Source organism: Sphingobium sp. MK2 (assembly GCF_040170545.1).
Classification (GTDB): Bacteria; Pseudomonadota; Alphaproteobacteria; order Sphingomonadales; family Sphingomonadaceae; genus Sphingobium.
In genome coordinates this window covers 1-21922 of the sequence record NZ_JAZDXA010000008.1, presented here as the reverse complement: position 1 = coordinate 21922, position 21922 = coordinate 1, and the positions used below count along the sequence as shown (strand labels likewise).

Genomic DNA, 21922 nt, shown 5'->3' with positions numbered 1-21922 from the left:
GCGGGGGGCCGGCTCATCGCCTGCCCTCCGCTCCAGCGTCACAGGACGTCGCGCGCCTTTTCCGGCGGGCGGGCGATGACAGCACCTTTTTCCGTGACCACGATCGGACGCTCGATCAGGATCGGGTGCGATGTCATTGCATGAAGTATGTCCGAATCGCTGTCCGTGTTGAGGCCGATCTCCTTCACCACGGCCTCGCCCTTGCGCAGCGCCTGCGCGGGGGTGACGCCAGCTTTGGCGAACAGTGCTTCCAGTTCGGCGCGGCTGGGCGAGGTCTTGAGATAATCGACAATCTCGACCTCGACGCCCGGCGTCGCCTGCAGGATCGCAAGCGCCTCACGCGATTTCGAGCAGCGCGGATTATGCCAGATGCTTGCCTTCATGGCTGGCCGTCGCGGGCCAGCCATTCCTCCAGCCATTTGATCGTATAGTCGCCGTTGAGGAACTCTGGATCGCGCAGCAGCGCCTGATGCAAGGGGATGGTGGTCTTCATCCCCTCGATCACATATTCTTCCAGCGCGCGTTTCAGGCGCATGATCGCGCCTTCGCGGGTGCGGCCATAGACGATCAGCTTGCCGATCATGGAGTCGTAATAAGGCGGCACCTTATAGCCCTGATACAGGCCGCTATCGACGCGGACGTGCATGCCGCCTGGGACGTGATAGCTGGTCACGGTGCCGGGCGATGGGGCGAAGGTGCGGGGATCTTCGGCATTAATGCGGCATTCGATCGCATGGCCCGAAAAGACGATATCCTCCTGCGCGACCGACAGCGGCCTGCCCTCGGCAATGCGGATCTGTTCGCGCACCAGGTCGACGCCGGTGATCATCTCGGTGACGGGATGTTCGACCTGCAACCGGGTGTTCATTTCGATGAAGTAGAATTCCCCATCTTCCCACAGAAATTCGATCGTGCCCGCGCCGCGATAGGCCATGTCGGCCATCGCCTTGGCGCAGATGCCGCCGATGCGTTCGCGATCGGCCTGGCCCAGCACCGGGGAGGGGGCTTCCTCCAGCACCTTCTGGTGGCGGCGCTGGAGCGAACAGTCGCGCTCGCCCAGATGGATGGCATTGCCCTTGCCGTCGCCGAAGACCTGGATTTCGATGTGGCGGGGGTTGCCGAGATATTTTTCGAGATAGACGGTCGCGTCGCCGAAAGCGGCCTTCGCTTCCGATCCAGCCTGCTGCATCAGCGTTTCCAGGTCGTCGGGCGAGGTACAGACCTTCATGCCGCGACCGCCGCCACCCGACGCCGCCTTGATGATGACCGGATAGCCGGCCTTCTCTGCGATTGCCTTGGCTTCTTCCAGGTCGCTGATCGCGCCATCGGAGCCGGGGACGAGCGGCAGGCCAAGCGCGCCTGCGGTCCGTTTCGCCTCGATCTTGTCGCCCATGGTGCGGATATGTTCGGGCTTTGGCCCGACGAAAGCGATGCCATGCGCTTCGACGATCTCGGCGAACTTGGCATTTTCGCTCAGGAAACCATAGCCGGGATGGATCGCGTCCGCGCCGGAAATTTCGGCGGCGGAGATGATCGCGGCGACGTTCAGATAGCTGTCGCGCGCAGCGGGCGGCCCGATGCAGATCGCTTCGTCGGCGAGGCGCACATGCATGGCGTCGGCGTCGGCGGTGGAATGGACCGCGACCGTCTTGATGCCCATTTCATGGCAGGCGCGATGGATGCGGAGCGCGATTTCGCCGCGATTGGCGATGAGCAGCTTTTCAATGGCCATGGGGTATAGCGGCCTTATTCGATCACGATGAGCGGCTGGTCGAACTCGACCGGCTGGCCATTGTCGACGAATACCGCCTTGACCGTGCCCGATACCGGGGCGGAAATCGCGTTCATGACCTTCATGGCTTCGACGATCAGTACGGTTTCACCCGCAGCAACCTGCGATCCGATGCGGGCGAAGGGCGCCGCGCCCGGTTCGGCCGACAGATAGGCGGTGCCGACGATCGGCGAGCGGACCAGCGTTCCGGCGGGCATGGCGGGTTCGGCTGGGGCGGCGGCAGGCGCGGCCACGGGGGGGGCGGCTGCTGCGACGGGCGCGGCGGGTGGCGCGGCATAGACGGGGGCCATGGCCCCGGCCTTGCGCGCGACGCGGATCTTGCGATCGCCGTCTTCGACCTCGATTTCGGTCAGGTTGGTGTCGTCCAGCAGCGCGGCCAGTTCGCGCACCAGGGTAACGTCCACCTGCATCGCGCCCTTGTCTTGCTTGTCGTTCATGGTTGACCCTTGTTTGCCATTCTAACGTATCTCTAGCGGCCAGCGCCTATGCCGGTTTGCGGCAAAGCGCAACTTTGTAACGTCCGGCCGATCGAGCGCAACGCTGTATGCGCCGATGCTATAGCTCCAGCGCCGCTTCGAGCGCGAGCATATAGGAGAGGGGCCCAAAGCCCGCGATCGTCCCCTTCGCCGCCATGCCCACATAGCTTTTATGGCGGAAAGGTTCGCGGGCATGGGGGTTGGACAGGTGAATTTCGATCACCGGCACGCTGATCGCCTTGATCGCGTCGTGCAGGGCGACCGAGGTGTGGGTCAGGCCGCCCGGATTGATAATGACGGCATGCGCGCCCTCGCCATGGGCTTCCTGCAACCAGTCGATCAGATAGCCTTCATGATTGGACTGACGAAAATCGAGAACGACATGGGCGCGGGTTGCGGCATCCTCCATTCGTTCGGCGATATCGTCGAGCGTGTCATAGCCATAGATTTCCGGCTCGCGCGTGCCCAGCAGATTGAGATTGGGGCCGTTGAGAACATAGATTTTGCGACTATCCGCCATGGCGATCCCCCTTGCATGTTGCGGCTGGGGCGATGCCGCCCCTATATGCGGCTCAATCCTTAGCCTTTCGTGCCGCGCCAAGTCGAGGCACGTTTCCTTTTTGCAAGAACGGGACCGCATATCGTGAGCGTCGACGGCACCATATCCATCCACATCAATGGCGAGCATCGGCGGGTGCGCGAAGGGCTGACGCTGGCGGCGCTGGCGAGCGAACTGGGCTTCGTGCCGGAAAAGGTGGCGGTGGAGCGCAATCTGGCGGTCGTGCCGCGCTCGACCTTGCAGGACGTGATGGTCGAGGATGGCGATGAATTGGAAATCGTGCATTTTGTCGGTGGTGGCGACATGGCTCCAGCGAGCGACGATAGCTGGAGCGTGGCGGGCAAGACATTCCGCTCGCGGCTGATCGTCGGCACGGGCAAATATAAGAGTTTCGAGCAGAATGCGGCGGCGGTCGTGGCGTCGGGGGCGGAGATCGTCACCGTGGCCGTTCGCCGCGTCAATGTGTCGGACCCCAAGGCACCGATGCTGACCGACTATATCGACCCCAAGGTCATCACCTACCTCCCTAATACGGCGGGCTGTTTCACGGGTGAAGATGCCATCCGTACGCTGCGCCTGGCGCGGGAAGCGGGCGGTTGGGAATTGGTGAAGCTCGAAGTGCTGGGCGAGGCGCGGACGCTCTATCCCGACATGGTCGAAACGCTGCGCGCGACCGAGATATTGGCCAAGGAAGGCTTCAAGCCGATGGTCTATTGCGTCGATGATCCGATCGCGGCCAAGCGGCTGGAGGACGTCGGCGCAGTGGCGATCATGCCGCTGGGCGCGCCGATCGGGTCGGGGCTGGGTATCCAGAACCGGGTGACGATCCGGCTGATTGTGGAGGGCACCAAGCTGCCGGTATTGGTCGATGCCGGTGTTGGCACGGCGTCGGAAGCGGCGCAGGCGATGGAACTGGGTTGTACCGGCGTGTTGATGAACACCGCAATCGCCGAGGCGAAAGACCCGGTGCTGATGGCGGCGGCGATGAAGGCGGGCGTCGAGGCGGGGCGCATGGCCTATCGCGCGGGGCGCATGGGCAAGCGGATGTATGCCGACCCGTCCAGCCCTCTGGCAGGATTGATCTGACGCGCTTTCGCGATCGCAGTAAATTGACCGGCGGCCCGCTTGTCCCCTATGGGCAGGATCAAGTTGAGGAGGAGAATAAGCGATGGTGAACAAGCTCTACCCTGATGCGGCATCGGCTCTGGAAGGCCTCCTCTTCGACGGGATGCATCTCTGTGCGGGCGGATTTGGCCTGTGCGGCATTCCCGAACGGCTGATCGACGCGATCCGCGATTCGGGCGTCAAGGATTTGACCATCGCGTCCAACAATGCCGGGATCGACGGCGAAGGGCTGGGCAAGCTGTTGCGCACCCGGCAGGTCAAGAAGATGATCTCTTCCTATGTGGGGGAAAACAAGGAATTCGAGCGGCAATATCTGGCAGGCGAACTGGAAGTCGAATTCTGCCCGCAAGGCACGCTGGCCGAGCGTTGCCGGGCCGGTGGCGCGGGCATTCCGGGCTTCTACACCAAGACGGGCGTAGGGACGGCCGTTGCCGAGGGCAAGGAAGTCAAGAATTTCGACGGGCAGGATTATATCCTGGAGCGCGGCATCTTCGCTGATGTCGCGATCATCAAGGGCTGGAAGGCCGACGAGAGCGGCAACCTGATTTTCCGCAAAACCGCGCGCAATTTCAACCAGCCGATGGCGACCGCCGCAAAGATCTGCATCGCCGAGGTCGAGGAAGTGGTGCCGGTCGGCTCGCTCGATCCCGATACGATCCATTTGCCCGGCATTTATGTGAAACGCATGATCGTCGGCGCGCCCTATGACAAGAAGATCGAGTTTCGCACCGTAAGGCAGCGGGAAGCGGCGTGAGCTTTTTTGCCCCCCTCCCCTTCAGGGGAGGGGCCGGGGGTGGGGGCGGGCAGCCCGTGCCTTCGATGGCCCCCACCCCAACCCCTCCCGTAAAGGGGAGGGGCTTTAGCTTGTGCATGACGTTAGCATTGCTCGCCGCCTGCGCGCCGACCACGCGGCCGATCGCCCCGCCGCCTGCCAATCCGCCCGCCGGGATGCAATATCTCTACGGGGCGGGCGAGGCGGCGGCCCTGTCGGTGCAGGCATTCGCCATGCTCGCGTCCCATGCCACCGCGATGGCCAAGGCACGACCGACGCAGTCCGTCGTGCTGGCATCGGGTGCGTCACTCGACCAGCCGCGCTTCGTTCCGTGCGGGAACAAGCCTTTTGCCGCCGTGTTCGATGTCGATGAAACCGTGCTGCTTAACATCGGCTATGAATATCATGATGCGCGGTCGGGCAAAGGCTATGACGAAGCGGCGTGGGATGCGTGGGAGCGCACCGGCGCAGCCGCGGTCAGCCCGGTGCCGGGTGCTGTCGCGGCGCTGGCGCACCTGCGGGAAGAGGGCATAACCGTGGTCTTCAACACCAATCGTTCTGCCGCCAACGCAGCGGCGACCGCGCAGGCGATCCGCGCGGCGGGCCTGGGCGAGGCGGTGCATGGCCAGACATTGTTCCTGAAAGGCGATGACACGCTGGGGTCGGGCAAGGATGGTCGGCGTGCCGTGATTGCCGGGCGCTATTGCGTCATCGCCATGGGTGGTGACCAGCTCGGTGATTTTTCAGACCTGTTCAATGCAGGCCAGTCTGTGCAGGCGCGACGGGCCGCGACACAGGCTTCTGCCATGGCCGCCTTATGGGGCAAGGGGTGGTTCGTGCTGCCTAATCCGGTCTATGGCAGCGGCCTCAAAGGCGGGTTTGACGATGTGTTTCCAATGGACAAAAGGTGGGCTTTGCCTGCCGATGGGGAGAAGCGATAATGCCTTGGACTCGTGATGAAATGGCCGCCCGCGCTGCGAAGGAATTGCAGGATGGCTTCTATGTAAACCTTGGCATCGGCATCCCCACGCTGGTCGCCAACCATATTCCCGATGGCGTCGAAGTGACGCTCCAGTCCGAAAACGGGATGCTGGGCATTGGCCCGTTCCCGTTCGAGGGCGAGGAGGATGCCGACCTCATCAACGCGGGCAAGCAGACGATCAGCGAATTGCCGCAGACCGCCTATTTCAGTTCGTCAGACAGTTTCGCGATGATCCGGGGCGGGCATATCGATCTGACCGTGCTGGGTGCGATGGAGGTCGCGGAAAATGGCGACATCGCCAACTGGATGATCCCCGGCAAGATGATCAAGGGCATGGGCGGCGCCATGGATCTGGTCGCTGGTGTCAAGAAGATCATCGTGGTGATGGAACATACGTCCAAGAACGGCGATCCCAAATTCATTCCCGCATGCACCCTGCCGCTGACCGGGCGCAATGTCGTGGATATGATCATCACCGACCTGTGTGTCTTCCAGCGGCCTGACCATGATAGTCCCTTTAAGCTTGTCGAACTGGCACCCGGTGTCACGGTCGAGGATATCGCTACCAAGACCACCGCGCATTTTGTGCAGTAAGGGACGGCTGATGAGCCTTGATGGCACCTATGATGCGGGCAATCCATTCGCCCTGATCATCGCGGGGAAAATCCCGGCGACCAAACTGTATGAGGATGACGACACGCTCGCCTTTCTGGACATACAGCCGCAGTCGAAGGGGCATGCTTTGGTCATTTCCAAATGGTCCAAGGCGCGCAACATATTGGAGATGGAGCCCGATGCCCTGGCGCAGGTGATGGCAGTAGTGCAGAAGGTGGCGATCGCCATCCGCAAGGCGCTCAATCCCGACGGATTGCATGTCGCCCAGTTTAACGGCGCACCGGCGGGGCAGACAGTGTTCCACCTACATGTCCATATCGTGCCGCGCTGGGAAGGGCAGGCCGTCGGCTTTGCTGCCCATGGCCAAGGTCAGGTCGCTGATGCCGACGCCCTCGCTGCGCTTGCCGACGAGATTCGCGCGCAGCTTTGATGAGCCTGTTTCCGATCATCGACGCGCGCTGAGATGGTGCTGCGGCCCTTCAATGCCCCCGGCGCGCGGCTCGCGTTACGGACGAAGCGCGCCAGCCCCAGCCTTGCGGGCGGGGCGGGCGATAGCGAGATCATCCTTGATCTGTCGCGACTGCTCTCACGCTCCTTTCACCCTGCGCCTACGGGCATCGACCGGGTCGAATATGTCTATGCGCGTGAATTGCTGGAGCGGATGCCCGATCGGCTATCCTTCGCCGCCGTCCACCCCGCAGGCGGCTATTATGGGCGACTGAACAGTGCCGCCGTCCGCCAGTTTCTGGCGTCGACGGCGGCCAAATGGCGAAACCCCGGCCAATATGATGCGGGGGAAGGCAAGGCGGCGGCGATCCGTCATATGTTTGCCACGCGCCCGCGCCCCGTACCACGCGCGACCCGGCCACGCATCTATTTGCAGGTGTCGCCGCATCATCTGGATGACCCGGCGCAGGTTGGTGCGATCCTGCGGGCCGAAGGCGCGAAATTCGTGACCCTGGTGCATGACGTGATACCGCTCAGCCACCCTGAGTTCGCCCGGCCGCAGGGCGCGAAGGAGCATCTGCGGCGGGTGCAGTCGATCGATGCCTTTGCGCATGGGATCATCGGTAACAGTCAGGCGACGATCGACGCGCTGGCCCCGCATTTGCAGCGTGGCCTGGCTGGACGGGCGATCCGCGTCGCCCATTTCGGCGCCGATGCGCCGGATATTTTCGGGGCACCGAAAGAGGATGTGCCCGACCGGCCCTATTTTGTTTACATCTCCACCATCGAGCCGCGTAAAAATCATCTTCTATTGCTCAACATCTGGCGGCGACTGATTGAGACTTTGGGTGACGAGACCCCCATGCTGGTCCTGATCGGGCGGCGCGGCTGGGAAAATGAGAATGTCATCGACATGCTGGAACGGGGCGAAGTGCTGCGTGGCCATGTGATCGAAGCGGGCGAGGTTTCCGACAATCGGATGCAGGCGCTGCTGACACATGCGCGCGCGATGCTGATGCCGTCGTTCATCGAAGGCTTCGGCATGCCGGTGGTAGAAGCGCTGGCCGCGGGCGTGCCGGTGATTTGCAGCGATATCGTTGCCCATCGCGAAGTCGGCGGCGATGCGCCCGATTATATCGATCCGCTCGATGGATTGGGCTGGATGCACATGATCCGCGCCTATGTTGCTGAAAATTCCCCTGAACGCGCCGCGCAGCATGCACGTATCGCCGAATGGCGGGCACCGACCTGGCGCGACTATTTTGACGTGATAACGGGGCTGCTGGAAGAAGTAACAGAGTCTGTTTATTGACCTGGACCATGCCGCCGCCCATGGGTGAATTGGTGACGCTATCGCAATCCGACATGATGGATGCCGCTTCGGCTCGGCCCCCCGGTCCGCTGCCATTTTTGCGGTCGCCGCCCTTTCCAGGGGTTGCGCCGTCGGTCGCTGCGATCAGCGAGGCGACAATTGAGCCTGGCAAAGATGTTGCCGACGCGCTGCTTGACCAGATTCGCGATGCGCGCGTCGGGGGAGCCTTTTGGGCCGGGGCTGATGATCCATGGACAGTGGCGGCCCAAGCAGAGAGCGTAAAAGCGGGCGTTGACGATGAACTGGCCTTGGTCGCCTTCCTGTTGGATGTGCCGGTAATTGGCCCGGATGGCGCGCGGATTGACCCGGCGCTGCTCCGCGTGGCGCTCAAGCGCCGGATTGCCGCCGCCCGGTATCGCGATTGTTTCAATGGCGCGCCGACCGATGCGATACAGGCCATCGCGCAGCTCGCGGATTGGCGACGGCATCTGGATGGCAATAGGGGGATCGCGGCCGCCAGCGGCATGGCATTCTGGAAGCGTGAAGCCATCCGTCAGTTCCTCTGGGACGGACGGCGCGCACCGCCTTTCCTCTCTGCCCGGCGCGGTTTGCGCCGTGCCCGCTATGGGCAGGGTGCGCTGGCCATCTGGCCATCGCGGGTGCCCTCGACCCTGTTGGGGGAAGCGCAGGTGCAGGGCGTTGCCCTGGTGCGGGTGGAAGATGGTTTTTTGCGTTCACGCGGGCTGGGGGCGGCATTGCACCCGCCGGGGTCGATCGTCGTGGACCGTAGCGGTATTTATTACAACGCGCTGGCGGCCAATGACCTGGAAACATTGCTGGCGACGCATGATTTCTCTCCGGCTCTGGTTGAGCGCGCCGCTCGTCTGCGCGCGCGCATCTGTGCCAGCGGTGTGACCAAATATGGACAGAGTGGGGGGACGCTAGTGGACCTGCCTGCCGGTCGACGGACGGTGCTGGCCATTGGACAGGTCGATGACGACCTTTCTGTCCAACTTGGCGGGGGTGGCATTACGGGTAATCTGGACTTTCTGGCGCGGGTGCGGCGCGCCGAGCCGGATGCCTGGATCATCTATCGCCCCCATCCCGATGTGCAGGCGGGCCATCGCAAGGGGCATTTGGCCGATGCTGCGGTGCTGAACTACGCCGACGCCATCGACAGCGGTTCGCCGCTCATGGCCTTGGTTCAGGCGGTTGATGAATTGCATGTGCTTTCGTCGCTGACGGGTTTTGAGGCTTTGATGCGGGGGTGCAGAGTCACGGTCCATGGCATGCCCTTCTACGCGGGCTGGGGCCTCACGCGCGATCTCGCGCCACCAGTTGCGCGTCGGGGACGGCAGTTGTTGCTGGACGAACTTGTCGCCGCCGCCCTCATTCTCTATCCACGTTATCTGGATCCGCTAACACGGTTGCCGTGCGGACCCGAAGTGATGACGGATCGTTTGGCAAATGGCGCAGTGCCATCGACGACATGGCTTGTCCGGTTGCGGTCAATGCAGGGGAAGTTGCGACGTTTTATGACTTTGACGGCTGAATATCTTCATGGCTGACGTGCCAACCAAGACCTTCCTGTTTCTGCAAGGGCCGCATGGCCCCTATTTCGCAATGCTGGCGGACGCCCTGCGGGCACGCGGCCATCATGCTCTGCGGATCAACATCAACGGCGGCGACAAGATCGATTGGCCGGGAGAAGCGGCGGACTATCGCGGAACATTCCGCAACTGGCCTTTGTTTTTCGACGATTTCGTCGTCAATCATGGTGTCACCGACCTTATTCTCTATGGCGATTGCCGCCCCTATCATGCATCGGCCCATGGAATGGCCCGGCTGCGGGGCTTGCGTGTGCATGTCATGGAAGAAGGCTATATCCGGCCTGATTTCCTGACGTTGCAGGATGACGGGGTGAACGGCAACTCGACCTTACCGCTCGATCCGCAATGGTATCTGGCGGAGGCCGGGCGGCTGCCTCCTCATCCGGACGATCTGCCGCCAGTGCCGTCGACGTTCCAGGCGCGCGCGCGCAATACCATGCGCAATGGCTTGGCATCGGCGCTGATGCGGCCATATTTTCCTTATTATCAGACACATCGTCCGCACAGCTTTTTGCTTGAATCCGTGGCCTGGTGCTACAAACTTCTGACGCGGCAAAGCGAAACGCATCGGTCTCTGGCGGTTTGGGAGTCGGTCAAGGACAAACCTTATTTCACGCTCCCGCTCCAGCTTAATTCAGATTATCAAATCCGGGTCCATTCCCCCTTCGGCAATATGCGCGCGGCCTTGCGCTTCGTCATCAAGAGCTTTGCGCAATATGCGCCGGAGGGCGTTTCTCTTCTGGTAAAACGTCATCCGCTCGATCCCGGACTCGTTGCTTGGCGGCGGTTGACCCATCGGATCGCCGCGCATTACGGGGTAGCAGATCGGGTATTCTATTTACCCGATTGGGATATTGCTGAGGTTGTGAGCAAGTCTCTGGGCGTCGTGACCGTTAACAGTACGGTCGGTACGCTCGCGCTTAACAGCGGCAAGCCGGTCGTCGTGCTGGGCCATGCAGTTTACAAGGTGCCAGGTGTTGTCCACCACAACAGTCTGGATGATTTCTGGGCCGCGCCGCAGCAGCCCGATCTGACATTATATTCGGCCTTCCGCCGTGTTTTGGTCGATCGCTGCCTGATCCGTGGTGGCTTGCTGAGCGAGGAAGGGCTTGAATTGCTCGTAGCCAATGCGGTCGAACGGTTGGAGAAGGACCCGTCTGAAGTCCTCACTCTTCCCCGTCCGACCCGTCGCCGTCAGCGCCAGATAAAGATTGTGCGCGGCGACGCAGCCTGACGCCGGTGAACCCTGCGCGGGCTCTTTTCTGATTCAATCGGTGTCTTGCGAAAAGTTCAGGATTCTGCCGGGGCTGTTGCGGGCGATTACAGGAATTTTGCGTGCTGCTCACTGCCCAGTAAGCGAGCGGGCGCAGGTGAAAATGCGGTATTAGCGCTTTTCGATCATGCTGGATCATATCCGCAGGACCTGAAGTAGTTGGCGCATTCGTCTGGCTGGAAGATATCGACGAGCCTGCCGATCAGGTTCCAAAGGCCGTTCACGGTTCGCTCGCCGATCTTTCTGAGCATGGCCTTGAGGCGAGAGAAGGCCTTTTCGATTGGATTGAAGTCGGGACTATAGGGCGGGAGGAAGCGCAGCGTTGCACCGACCGCTTCGATCTTTTCGCACACCGAGGCGCGCTTGTGGCTCGACAGATTGTCCATGATGACAACGTCACCGGGCCGCAGTTCGGGCACGAGGACTTGGGTGACATAGGCTTCGAACCCGTCGCCGTTGATCGGGCCGTCCAGCACCATGGGGGCGACCATTCCGGTCATGCGCAACCCTGCGACCAGCGTGGTGGTCTTCCGGTGGCCATGCGGGAAGCCCATCCGCAGGCGTTCACCCTTGGCGCAACGGCCATGGCTGCGGGTCATGTTGGTCGCAGTCCAGGTCTCGTCGATGAACACGAGTCGCTCGGGATCAAGGTCGGGCTGGCCATCGAACCAGTCATGCCGTTGGCTCAGGACGTCGGGGCGGTCCTGCTCGATCGCATGGCCAGTCTTTTTTGCGCGTCATGCCATGACGGACAAAGAAGCGGTGAAGCCCGGCCACAGAGACGTTCAGGCCGACCTTGATCAGCGCCAGGCGCAACTCTTCAAGCGAGATGTCCTTTCGCGCTTCCCAAAGGGCCAGAATGTCCTCCCGCCGCGCCTCGATCCGGCGTGACCGCATGTCACCGCCCTGAGTCTTGGGAGCAAAGGTGCCGGTCTCACGCCGTTGCGCCTGCCAGCGGATCGCCGTCGATGGCGCCACGCCAAATCGGGCCGCAGCCGCACGGCAACTCATACCGTCATCAATCGCCGCCAGAAGCCGGACACGCAAATCCATCGATAAAGGTTGACCCATCCATGCCGGCCTCCTTCACCAGCACAGATTCTGAATCAGAAATCACCTGGACACCCGCAAAAACTCTGGCGGATTTGCTGCATTGATGATTCATTGAGCGGGTAGCCATTGGAGGCGATCTGCCATGGACCCCAAGTCTCTTTTCAGCCTGAACGAGCATCTTGAGATGCTGAGCCGCCATGGCGATCCGCTGGAGGTTCTGGAACGGACCGTGGACTTTGAGTATTTTCGGGTCTGGCTGGTCGATGGGCTGGGTTATGGCGATGGCAGCAAGGGCGGCCGTCCGCCGTTTGACCCTGTTGCGATGTTCAAGATCCTGATTTTGCAGGCCCAGCATAATCTGTCCGATGCCCGAATGGAGTATATGATCCGGGACCGGCTGAGTTGGATGCGGTTTCTGGGTTTTGCGCTGGGTGACCGCACCCCCGACGAGAACACCATCCGTCATTTCCGCAACCGGATGACGGAGACCGGGACGCTCAGCCAAGTGATGAAGGCCTTCGACTGGCAACTGCACAAGAAGGGCTACATCCCCATGTCGGGCCAGATCATCGGTGCCAGCCTGGTGCCAGCGCCCAAGCAGCGCAACACCGATGACGAGCGGCAAGCCATCAAGGATGGAAAGTCGGCGCAGGATATCTGGCCCGATGCCCCGGCCAAGGCGGCACAGAAGGACACCGATGCGCGCTGGACGCTCAAGATCGGCGGGAAGGTGCGCTACAAGGATGGCAAGCCGCTACCGATGATTGCCTTGCCGGTGTTCGGATATAAAAGCCATATCAGCATCGACCGCCGGTACGGGTTCATTCGCGCAGGCGAGGTCACATCGGCGGCCCACGCCGATGGGCGCATGTTACGCCATGTGATCGCGGAAAACAGCAGCAGCGAGGTCTGGGCCGACACTGCATACCGCTCCAAGGCGAACGAGGCATGGCTGGCCGATCATATGCTGACCAGTCGCATTCACCGGCGAAAACCCAAAGGCAAGCAGATGCCCAAGGCCACCGCTCGCGCCAATGCTATAAAATCTGCGATCCGTGCAAGGATCGAGCATGTGTTTGCACACCAGAAAAGCCGGTTCGGGCTATTTATCCGCACCATCGACATCAAGCGGGCCGAGGCGAAACTCACACTGGCTAATCTGGCCTATAACTTCGACCGCCTGATTTCCCATGAACGACGCGCAGCGACAGCATGAGTCCGCCCGGAAATCCAGAGAAGGGTATCAAACGCACCAACCGTTGACCGAAAACCGCCAGTCAAAGCTCCCCGCGCCTCGGTCTCGCCGCCATCAGAACAATGGCGCGTCAAAGTGACGGTTTTTGCGGGTGCCCTGCTTGCTTTGCGCTCGCTGGATGCGCTCAATATTGGCGCGCACCTCCGCAAGCTCGCCGGTCAGCGCCGAAAACTTCTTTCCGAGGGAGTGCTGTAGATTGGTCATGCCCATGCCGAAGAGATACCGGACGGGCCTCGGCGAGGGCGATGGGGCACTTGCTACCTAATACCGAAATCTTGGATGCCCGACAAGGATTCGAACCTTGATTGACGGAGTCAGAGTCCGTTGTCTTACCTTTAGACGATCGGGCATCAAAAAGCCGGGCTCAGCCCCGCTTGGGATGCCGCAAATAGGCGGGGTTTTTCATTCGGTCAAGAGCCCGTAGATGGTCAAAGGTGACTTTTTGGCGGGAGTTGGAGCCGTGGCGTTGCGGTGATCCTATCAATGACGGGCGGGTAGCAATCGACGACGCTTGCGCTTGCGCTTCAACAGTTCGCCGCCGATCACTGTAATATTCGCCCGCCGCTCTTTAAATTCTGGGGATTCCAGGATCGAGCGGAGCATGTCGGCTTTCGATACGCCGCTGCCTAGCAGCGCCAGATGGTGCGTGAGACCTGCCGGGTCTGCGCGGCGGCCAAGAGCATGCTGATAAAATGTCTCAATAAACGCTTCATTTTCAAGAGCGAGAATTGCTGCAACATCGACTGTCACGTTAGACGAGATCGGTGCTCCGGCGTGCTTGCTGCTGCCATTTAAGATATTGCCTGTCGCATCGCGTACATTGGTCTGCGCCGCGATCGCCTCCATGTCGTTCGATGCAGGAAATCCAGTCAAACCGGAAGATTGCGATGTTGCACTTTCCACCGAATGGCGGAAGCGCAATATATCACCATCCTCAATCCGGTCCATCAGTCGATCATACAGATCCGCATGAGACGTCAGGCCAGTAGCGAATTCGAACAGACCTCGAGACCAGTCATCCCAACTGCTGGAGGTGTGCTCAATGATCGACGAATAACCGAAGGCTATGGCTTTACGGACCAGTTCGGGTAGCTCGCTGTCACTCAAATAAAGATACACGCCTTCAACTGATGTAAAGGTCGCAAGAATCTCGCGGGTTGCAGGAATGTCACGGGCGACGACGGGTTTGCCCAGTGCCAAGGCGTGCATAAGCGAAAGGCCAAACCCTTCATAATAAGATGGAAGAATCACCACACTACTGCATGAAAATATTTCATTCATTTCCTGGTCAGGAACAACGCCAGCATGAAGCTCCCGCATATTACGAGGAGCATTTTGGTTTCCCTTACCCATGACGATAACCGAGATGCTAGGAATAGCATTAGCGATTATTTCGCCAGTAATTCCTGCTGCTTTGTGCGCAAAATGGTTGCCCATCACCAGCACATGCTCTCGCCCTGATGTCACGCCGTCATAACGGGCGACATAGGATCGCGGGTTGGTTGGCAGTAGGCGCGTAAATTTTGCCGAGCGATCTTTCCGCCGGAATCGGTGGTTGAATGTATCTTCCGAAAACTGGCTGATAAAGAACAGTCCGCTAGCATTGCGGGCAACGTGAGACCACATTTTTTCTACATTGCTATTGTAGCGCAAATGACTGCAATCAAGTGCAATTACGTCCAACATACCATAGATATTCACAGGAGCCAGATGCTCCATCACGTTGATATGATGCAAGTCAAAGGGCTGACCAAAGAAAATGGCGATGGCGTAGGTCGGCGATATTTCTGTCCGGAGTTTGACATGCTCAAGCTTGTCAATACCGTGAAATTCAGCAACAGACTTATCACAGATGGCATGAATTTCAAATTCTTCAAATTCACGGGCATCACACCAACGTAGAAAATTATTGATCAGTTCATTGGTGCCATTGTGATGGCGGCCCATGGTTAATAGATTAAGCGCAATTTTAAGTTTGCCTTCAACAGTAGGTACAAGATTCTTAATCTGGGTCATGGCCCGATATTCTGGCGAACGTTCAAATTCTTGAACAAGAGGCAGAAATTCGGGATGACGGTTCATCATCTTTTGTAGATTAGTTTGCTGTTGCCCTTTCAGGTCCATTTCATGGAGCATGAAAGATGCAGATCCCGCGTGATAGGCATAGGCGTGGTTAGCCAATGCTGCCCGATAACCCACCTTGCCGGCGCGCATTACCAGATCATTTTCTTCTTCATACCCGGTCCCAAATTCTTCATCCAGATAGCCGAAATTGGCTATGACCTGGGGCGAAATGAGCATGTAGAAGCCAACGGCGGTTGGAGAAAACGTATAGCGGGGCAAATATCGATAGACGGATTCCCAGCTGATGTGACAAATTTCCGGCGTAGTGGCGATACCCGATAGATTATTGGGAGCCTGCGGAAATGTCGCGATGGCGGCATTGTTCGATCGTGGGCAGACGAACCCGATTTGCGGATCAGACAACATGACCGCGACACATTCGGCCAATGTATTTTTGTAGGTGATGGTATCGCTGTTGATCAGCAGAGCGCCTGCACCGTTTCTTCGGCTGATCGCCAGGCCTTTATTAACGCTTTGAACGAAACCGAGATTGGATTCATTGCGAACATAAAGGTCGATCAGGCCTGCGGCATGCCGGTCGGACAGATATTGATTGACGATCTGATCATCCGGGGAATCGTTGATTACTATAATCTTGGGACTATAGGCTCGAATTTCTTCCAGATTTGCACTTATCGATTCGAGGCATGTTTTTACCAGTTCGATATTACGATAAACGGGGATGATGAGGTTAAGTTTCATCAATAATCCTTGGCAATTGGCTCATTTCGCCCCGGAAGAGCGATCGGAAAGAAATTCAAGCTCTCTGTCAACTGCCTAACGCAGCTCGGTTCATGAGGGGGCGCCACCAGTCCTGATTGTCCAGGAACCAGTTAAGAGTGTCCGCAAAACCTTGCGGAAAATCGCGCGACGGGGCGTAGCCCAGTTCACTGCGAATCTTGGTTTCATCAATGGCATAGCGACGGTCATGGCCCTTGCGATCCTGCACATAGGTCATGAGGTCGATCGAGGAGCCACCGTGCGCGGCGGGGGCATCGGGGAACATGGTGGCTAGGCCCGGATTGCGCTCGAAAGCGGCATCGACGCCGCGGCATATCTCGCGGATCACCTCGATATTCGGCAATTCCTGGCCGCCGCCGACATTGTAGGTTTCGCCGATCCGGCCCTTGCGCAGGATCAGTTCGATACCGATGCAATGATCTTCAACATGCAGCCAATCGCGAATATTCATACCATCGCCATAGATGGGCAGATTTTTGCCTGACAACGCATTGATGGTAAACAACGGAATCAGTTTTTCAGGGAATTGATAGGGGCCATAATTGTTCGAACAATTACTGGTCGTCGTTTCCAGCCCATAGGTGTGATGATAGGCCCGAACCAAATGATCCGAGCCAGCCTTTGACGCGGAATAGGGCGAATTAGGTGCATAAGGGGTCGTTTCACTGAAGGCTGGATCATCCAGTTCCAGCGTCCCGTAAACTTCATCGGTCGAAACATGGTGAAAGCGATGCGGGCGGCCCGTGCCCTGGTCAATCCAGGCTGTCTTGGCGGCCTTCAACAGGCTGTGTGTGCCGATGACATTGGTCGTCACAAAGGCGTCGGGCCCCGTTATGGAGCGATCGACATGACTTTCAGCCGCGAAATGGACGATGGTATCAATATCATGATCAGCCATCAGGCGGGAGACAAGATCCGTATCACAAATATCGCCGACGACCAGTTCAACATCAGGCACATCGCTAATATTGGCCGGGTTACCTGCATAGGTCAGCGCATCAAGTACCACGATGCCGTCGTCGGGCGACACCTTACGCCAGTGACGAACGAAATTCGCGCCGATAAAACCCGCTCCTCCGGTGACAATCAGATTGGCCATGCCGCGTGTCTCGCTCCCTCATAATTCCGCGCTGAGGAAAAAGTCGAAAGTGCCTGTTCAAAGCGCACAAGTTTTATGATTCCTCAGCCCCCCTTCGCTAGTAGCCGTAAAATGTGCTGCACTGCAATCAGAACGCTGCCTTTTTCAGCACCCGTGTATGCGCTGTCCGATTGAAAATAAAATTTTATTGCGATTTGATGGCGGAACTCCGTGCCATTGCAACGTGAACCGTTAGTAGCCGGGCGAATAACGATGACAATTCGCGCTATGCGGGGATATGTCAGGAATGATTTTACCATCCCATCTTGCCAGGCCGGAGTTTGTGGAGCGGTGTGCCATAGTGGGTCACAGCACCAATAATATTCGATCGCTTAACAACTCTCAGCCCGCGTCCAGTGAAACAAGTCCGACGCCCAATATGCGCGTGTCGGAACTGACACCTGCAGAGGCCGGCGAAACCGGCGATTCATGTTGAATCTGCAGCAAAATGTTGCCGTCCCCAACGCAGGAGGGCGGCAAGCGCAGGCTGACTATCTGTTTCTCACCACGAAGGTCGAAATTCCCAAGGAAATAACCATTGGCGAGGATATCGACATTTTGCTGGATTATTTCTGGAGGCAGGAAACATTGCAAAGCGAGATGAACGGTAGCGTAGCCGCCTCGATAATCTTCCATTGCAAACCGGACTTGTTGAACAGATTCTCTGCCCCAGACGCCCCAGTCCTCACGCGCATACCACCCTCTGATCAGCATATCGTCGACGTCGACGGCGTCATTGCTGTGCAGCGTGCCAAAAAATGTGGGCATGTTGCGCGGGATGATAGGAAATCCGGCTTCCGACCAACGGGTTTTGCCTTCCCTTGGCGTGACGTTCTCGCGCCGTTGGGCATGGGCTTCCATGAAGGATAGTTCAACAAGATGCTGAAGCTGATCTAGTCGGCCCAAGCTATCCGCCATCATCTGTTCGAGCTTTACCAGGCGGCTCTCCATCTCCCTTATGTCAAAAGAGGCTGGTGCTGTTTCGATTTCATCGTGAGCGGCGTCGAGCGGGCTCGGCGGATCAGTCTCTGGCGGTTGCATCGCGCTCCTGATGCCGGGCATTGGTCAGGCTGTCGACCGTAAAAATCAGGAAACAGGCTGGATTGCTGCCATATTCAGCTTGGGCCTTTGAGCGCAGCGGCGAGAGAGACAGTGGCGCTGCCGCGCCGGGCGGGCGGTGCCTGGCTGGGGTCAGGCTTCCAGCCGGACAGATAAATGATGGCCATCTGTTCCGCTGTTCGCCCGTCCGGGTCTCCCGCCTCGGCGAAATGAGCAGCCGCGCGCATCAGCGTTTCGCGCGTCAGCATCGGCGCGCCCTCTGTCAGCCTGTTGCCCGCGCCCATCCCGCGCAGATCGTGCATGAGGCGGACCACATCGCCATAACGCACGCTGATCGTCTCGCCATCCGCTACAGGCATGGCAAAGCCTGCGCGGCTGAGCAGATCGCCAGACGCGCGCACGTCGACCTGTGGGTGAATATGTTGGCCAGGGCGGTCGCCTTCGCCTGCCAGCAATGCGGCCTTGAGCCGGGGCAAACTACCCGCGCCGGTGAAGGCAGCGAGCATCAATCCGTCGGGCCGCAGGATGCGCCGCATCAGGATGAGTGCGCCGGGCAGGTCGTTGACGCTGTCGAGCGTGCCGCAGGCGATGATGAGGTCGAAACTGTCATCGGCAAAGGGCAGGGCATCCTCGTCGCCCTGCACGCCGCCTGCACCCTGCGCGGCGAGGAAGCCGGGATCGACGCAGGCGACGCGCTTGCCCATCGCTTCCAGCGCCGCCTTGGCGCTACCATCCGGGCAGCCGATCACCAGAGCTTCGGGCAGATCGCGTTGCACGTCGGCCAGCCGATCGAGCAATTCGTCCAACATGGCGCGATAGAGAAAATCATGATCGGCAAAGCGGGCGATCATGCGGTCGCGGCCCTGGGCACGGCGGGATCGGTCGAAGATGTCGGGAGCAGTCATGGCGGGCCTTGTGCATTGGGCGGCAAGCGGGGACAAGCAGATGATGTCCGTCTTGCCACTTCTCAAGGCTATGGCCCGCCCTCTGGTCGATTATGCACTGCCGCCACGCTGTCCGGCTTGCGGCACGATCGTGCAGGAGGATTTTGCTTTCTGCCTCGATTGCTGGGGCGGGATGGAGTTATTGGGCGAACCCTGTTGCGCGCGCTGCGGTCTCCCCTTTGCATATGACATGGGGCAGGGGGCAGAGTGCGCAAAATGCCTTGCCGATCCGCCGCCCTTTGACAGTGCGCGGGCGGTGATGGCTTATGGCGATGTTGCGCGCACTGTCGCCTTGCGGCTCAAATATGGGCGGCGCATCGGTTTGGCCCGGCTGATCGCGCGGCAGATGCTGCGCCATGTGCCCGATCATGGCGATGACCCGCCAGTGATCGTGCCGGTGCCGCTGCATCGCTCGCGATTATGGGGACGGGGCTTCAACCAGTCGGCGCTGATCGCCGATCATCTGGGCCGGCTGACCGGCTTGCCGGTAGAGAAACATATATTGCTGCGCATCCGTCGGACCCAGCCCTTGCGGGGGATGAACCCGGCAGCGCGGGCGAAGACGGTGCGCGGTGCCTTTGCGTTGGCGAACGGGCATGGGGTGAAGGGGCGTCGGGTGTTGTTGATTGATGATGTTCATACAAGCGGGGCCACGGCAGGAGCTTGCGCGCAGGTTCTGCATCGTGGCGGGGCCAGCCATGTGCGCCTGCTATGCTGGGCACGAGCCTTGCCGCGTGACGCTGCGGATTGACAAAGCGAGGCGCACGTCCAATTTCGGACGCTAAGGAGTATGACAGGCACATGGCGAAGGTCGAAATCTATACCAAGGCATTTTGCGGCTATTGCGCGCGCGCCAAGGCGTTGTTCCGCGACAAGGGCGTGACGTTCGAGGAATATGATATCAGCATGGGTGGCCCCAAGCGTGAGGAGATGCTGGCGCGCAGCAATGGCGGGATGACCGTGCCGCAAATCTTCATCGACGGCGCGCATATCGGCGGGAGCGACGACATGGCGGCGCTTAACCGTCAGGGCAAACTCGACGCTCTGTTGGGTCTCTGACATATAATGCGAGCCGCGCTGTTTCAGATGACCAGCGGTATTGATCCCGCCGCCAATGCCGCTGCGATCGTTGCGATGATGACACGCGCCAAGGGCGAAGGGGCCGACATGCTCTTCACGCCTGAAATGGCGGGCTATCTGGATCGCGACCGGGCGCGGGCGGCGACGGCCTTGCGGTGCCAGGCCGACGATGTCGTGCTCGCGGCGGTGCGGGAGGCTGCGGCGCGTGAAGGGCTTTGGGTCCATATCGGTTCGTTACCGCTCAAGGATGAGCGGGCGGACGGGCGTTGGGCCAATCGCAGTTTCCTGATCGACGATACAGGTGCCATCCGCGCCATCTATGACAAGATCCATTTGTTCGACGTCGATTTGGCTACGGGGGAAAGCTGGCGCGAATCGTCCGTCTATGGGCCGGGCGAGCAAGCCGTTGCGGTCGATACGCCCTGGGGCCGGTTGGGCTTTTCTATTTGTTACGACATGCGTTTTCCAGACCTGTACCGCGCGCTTACCGATGATGGGGCGACGATCTTGCTGGCACCGGCGGCCTTTACTGTGTCGACAGGACAGGCGCATTGGCATGTGTTGCTGCGCGCCCGCGCGATTGAGGCGGGCTGTTTCATGATCGCGACGGCGCAGGTCGGTGATCATGCGGATGGCCGGACCACCTATGGTCATAGTCTGGTGGTCGATCCATGGGGCGACGTGCTGCTCGACATGGGTGAGACGGCGGGGTTGGCGATCGTAGATCTCGACCTGTCGCGGATCGAGGCTGTACGCGCGCGTGTACCCGCGATTGCCAACCGCCGCCCGATCCCGGCGCAGGTGAGGCTGGCATGATCATATTCGACCTGAAATGTGAAGGGCAGGGCCATGTGTTCGAAGCCTGGTTCGGTTCGAGTGATGACTATGCCGATCAGCAGGCACGGGGCCTGATCGTTTGTCCGCTTTGCGGCGATGCTCGTGTGATGAAGGCCGTGATGGCTCCAGCCATAGCTGCAAAGAGCAACAGCCGCGCCGTCGCGCCACGCCCTGAAACCACGACCCCGGTTGCAGCCAATGGTGGTGACGAAGCCAAAATGCGGGCGCTGGTCGATGCACTAGCGCAGGCGCAGAGCAAAGCGTTGGAGGGATCGACCTGGGTAGGGCGCGGCTTTGCCGAACAGGCCCGCGCGATGCATTATGGCGAGCAGGACCGTGCGAGCATCCATGGCGAAGTTGCGCCACAAGAGGCCAAGGCGCTGATCGCCGAAGGGGTGGAAGTTGCGCCGCTGCCCTTCCCGGTCATTCCGCCCGAAGCGAAGAATTGACCATGCCGCCCGCGCAGAATAGAGCGATGGCGGTGGGCACCCGTAGCTCAGCAGGATAGAGCATCAGATTCCTAATCTGAGGGCCATGGGTTCGAATCCCGTCGGGTGCACCACCTTTCATGACAAACGAACATGTCTTGCGCGGCGGCAGACGCACTCCCTAAACGGCCGAGTGATCGGGGTGGGGACTGGCAGAGCCGTTCAAGTCATAGCGGGCGGCTATCCGGCCTTTCTATCGTGGGCCATGCTCCGAGGCAGGTGGCGGGCGCAATCGGTCGG

The 21922-nt window shown here is 59.8% G+C and carries 23 protein-coding genes and 2 tRNA genes; 14 read left to right on the top strand and 11 right to left on the bottom strand.

What is annotated here, in order from left to right; all coding sequences use genetic code 11:
• Positions 1–38 precede the first annotated feature (38 nt).
• From arsC to aroQ, 4 genes are all read right to left on the bottom strand, one after another.
• On the bottom strand, positions 39–383 hold the full coding sequence (arsC, locus tag V2I08_RS05285) for an arsenate reductase (glutaredoxin) (RefSeq protein WP_349634151.1): 345 nt from the start codon (positions 381–383) through the stop codon (positions 39–41).
• Positions 380–1732, bottom strand: coding sequence for an acetyl-CoA carboxylase biotin carboxylase subunit (gene accC / locus V2I08_RS05280; RefSeq protein ID WP_037477272.1), 1353 nt, complete (start codon positions 1730–1732; stop codon positions 380–382). Before accC ends, arsC begins: the two co-directional genes overlap by 4 nt.
• 14 nt (positions 1733–1746) lie before the next feature.
• Entirely contained in the window at positions 1747–2229 is a 483-nt protein-coding gene (accB, locus tag V2I08_RS05275) for an acetyl-CoA carboxylase biotin carboxyl carrier protein (RefSeq protein ID WP_349634150.1), read from the bottom strand.
• A 118-nt stretch (positions 2230–2347) separates the two neighbouring features.
• Positions 2348–2788 (bottom strand): type II 3-dehydroquinate dehydratase, encoded by a 441-nt coding sequence (gene aroQ / locus V2I08_RS05270; RefSeq protein WP_349634149.1) that lies wholly within the window; start codon positions 2786–2788, stop codon positions 2348–2350.
• A gap of 123 nt (positions 2789–2911) precedes the next feature.
• On the opposite strand from aroQ, the gene thiS reads away from it, so the two are divergent.
• The 8 genes from thiS to V2I08_RS05230 all read left to right on the top strand — a co-directional run bounded on the left by thiS (position 2912) and on the right by V2I08_RS05230 (position 10924).
• A complete protein-coding gene (gene thiS / locus V2I08_RS05265) occupies positions 2912–3913 on the top strand; it encodes a sulfur carrier protein ThiS (protein ID WP_349634148.1) in 1002 nt (333 codons plus the stop codon).
• Positions 3914–3995: 82 nt separating this feature from the next.
• The gene (locus tag V2I08_RS05260; RefSeq protein WP_349634147.1) at positions 3996–4706 is read left to right on the top strand and encodes a CoA transferase subunit A; all 711 of its coding nucleotides are present in this window, start codon (positions 3996–3998) and stop codon (positions 4704–4706) included.
• Between the two features lie 116 nt (positions 4707–4822).
• Positions 4823–5665 (top strand): HAD family acid phosphatase, encoded by an 843-nt coding sequence (locus V2I08_RS05255; RefSeq protein WP_349634146.1) that lies wholly within the window; start codon positions 4823–4825, stop codon positions 5663–5665.
• Positions 5665–6300 carry a CoA transferase subunit B gene (locus V2I08_RS05250; protein ID WP_349634145.1) on the top strand — a complete coding sequence of 212 codons (636 nt, stop codon included), beginning with the start codon at positions 5665–5667 and terminating at the stop codon, positions 6298–6300. Before V2I08_RS05255 ends, V2I08_RS05250 begins: the two co-directional genes overlap by 1 nt.
• Positions 6301–6310: 10 nt before the next feature.
• Entirely contained in the window at positions 6311–6751 is a 441-nt protein-coding gene (locus V2I08_RS05245) for an HIT family protein (protein WP_349634144.1), read from the top strand.
• A gap of 33 nt (positions 6752–6784) precedes the next feature.
• Positions 6785–8080, top strand: coding sequence for a glycosyltransferase family 1 protein (locus tag V2I08_RS05240; RefSeq protein ID WP_349634143.1), 1296 nt, complete (start codon positions 6785–6787; stop codon positions 8078–8080).
• Positions 8081–8136: 56 nt separating this feature from the next.
• Positions 8137–9648 (top strand): beta-3-deoxy-D-manno-oct-2-ulosonic acid transferase, encoded by a 1512-nt coding sequence (locus V2I08_RS05235; protein ID WP_349634166.1) that lies wholly within the window; start codon positions 8137–8139, stop codon positions 9646–9648.
• Positions 9641–10924: a capsular biosynthesis protein gene (locus V2I08_RS05230; RefSeq protein ID WP_349634142.1), complete on the top strand. Its 1284-nt coding sequence runs from the start codon at positions 9641–9643 to the stop codon at positions 10922–10924. The genes V2I08_RS05235 and V2I08_RS05230 overlap by 8 nt, the downstream gene beginning before the upstream one ends.
• A 164-nt stretch (positions 10925–11088) precedes the next feature.
• On the opposite strand, the gene V2I08_RS05225 is transcribed toward V2I08_RS05230, so the two are convergent.
• Positions 11089–12034, bottom strand: a protein-coding gene (locus V2I08_RS05225) for an IS630 family transposase (RefSeq protein WP_349634141.1) whose coding sequence is annotated in 2 segments (ribosomal slippage) — positions 11089–11695 and positions 11694–12034 — 948 coding nt in all. Because the reading frame shifts where the segments join, the coding sequence is not laid out codon by codon here.
• 124 nt (positions 12035–12158) lie between these two features.
• Here V2I08_RS05225 and V2I08_RS05220 point away from each other — a divergent pair.
• Complete coding sequence (locus V2I08_RS05220) at positions 12159–13232, top strand: IS5 family transposase (RefSeq protein WP_349634140.1); 1074 nt, start codon at positions 12159–12161, stop codon at positions 13230–13232.
• A gap of 93 nt (positions 13233–13325) precedes the next feature.
• Here V2I08_RS05220 and V2I08_RS05215 read toward each other — a convergent pair whose 3' ends face one another.
• From V2I08_RS05215 to V2I08_RS05190, 6 genes are all read right to left on the bottom strand, one after another.
• Positions 13326–13481: a hypothetical protein gene (locus V2I08_RS05215; RefSeq protein ID WP_349634139.1), complete on the bottom strand. Its 156-nt coding sequence runs from the start codon at positions 13479–13481 to the stop codon at positions 13326–13328.
• 66 nt (positions 13482–13547) lie between these two features.
• Positions 13548–13621: transfer RNA gene (locus V2I08_RS05210), tRNA-Gln, on the bottom strand.
• A 130-nt stretch (positions 13622–13751) separates the two neighbouring features.
• Positions 13752–16097 (bottom strand): glycosyltransferase, encoded by a 2346-nt coding sequence (locus V2I08_RS05205; protein WP_349634138.1) that lies wholly within the window; start codon positions 16095–16097, stop codon positions 13752–13754.
• 67 nt (positions 16098–16164) lie between these two features.
• Positions 16165–17235, bottom strand: a complete 1071-nt coding sequence (gene rfbB / locus V2I08_RS05200) for a dTDP-glucose 4,6-dehydratase (protein ID WP_349634137.1) — start codon at positions 17233–17235, stop codon at positions 16165–16167.
• Positions 17236–17616: 381 nt separating this feature from the next.
• Positions 17617–18315: a hypothetical protein gene (locus V2I08_RS05195; RefSeq protein WP_349634136.1), complete on the bottom strand. Its 699-nt coding sequence runs from the start codon at positions 18313–18315 to the stop codon at positions 17617–17619.
• A gap of 74 nt (positions 18316–18389) precedes the next feature.
• Positions 18390–19238 (bottom strand): methyltransferase domain-containing protein, encoded by an 849-nt coding sequence (locus V2I08_RS05190; RefSeq protein ID WP_349634135.1) that lies wholly within the window; start codon positions 19236–19238, stop codon positions 18390–18392.
• A gap of 40 nt (positions 19239–19278) precedes the next feature.
• Here V2I08_RS05190 and V2I08_RS05185 point away from each other — a divergent pair, with 40 nt between their 5' ends.
• The 5 genes from V2I08_RS05185 to V2I08_RS05165 all read left to right on the top strand — a co-directional run bounded on the left by V2I08_RS05185 (position 19279) and on the right by V2I08_RS05165 (position 21756).
• Positions 19279–20028, top strand: coding sequence for a ComF family protein (locus V2I08_RS05185; protein WP_349634165.1), 750 nt, complete (start codon positions 19279–19281; stop codon positions 20026–20028).
• A 50-nt stretch (positions 20029–20078) separates the two neighbouring features.
• Complete coding sequence (gene grxC, locus V2I08_RS05180) at positions 20079–20336, top strand: glutaredoxin 3 (protein WP_043149511.1); 258 nt, start codon at positions 20079–20081, stop codon at positions 20334–20336.
• Between the two features lie 6 nt (positions 20337–20342).
• Entirely contained in the window at positions 20343–21173 is an 831-nt protein-coding gene (locus V2I08_RS05175; RefSeq protein ID WP_349634134.1) for a carbon-nitrogen hydrolase family protein, read from the top strand.
• A complete protein-coding gene (locus V2I08_RS05170; RefSeq protein ID WP_349634133.1) occupies positions 21170–21643 on the top strand; it encodes a DUF1178 family protein in 474 nt (157 codons plus the stop codon). The genes V2I08_RS05175 and V2I08_RS05170 overlap by 4 nt, the downstream gene beginning before the upstream one ends.
• A gap of 36 nt (positions 21644–21679) precedes the next feature.
• A tRNA-Arg gene (locus tag V2I08_RS05165) sits at positions 21680–21756 on the top strand.
• The last annotated feature ends 166 nt before the right edge of the window (positions 21757–21922 follow it).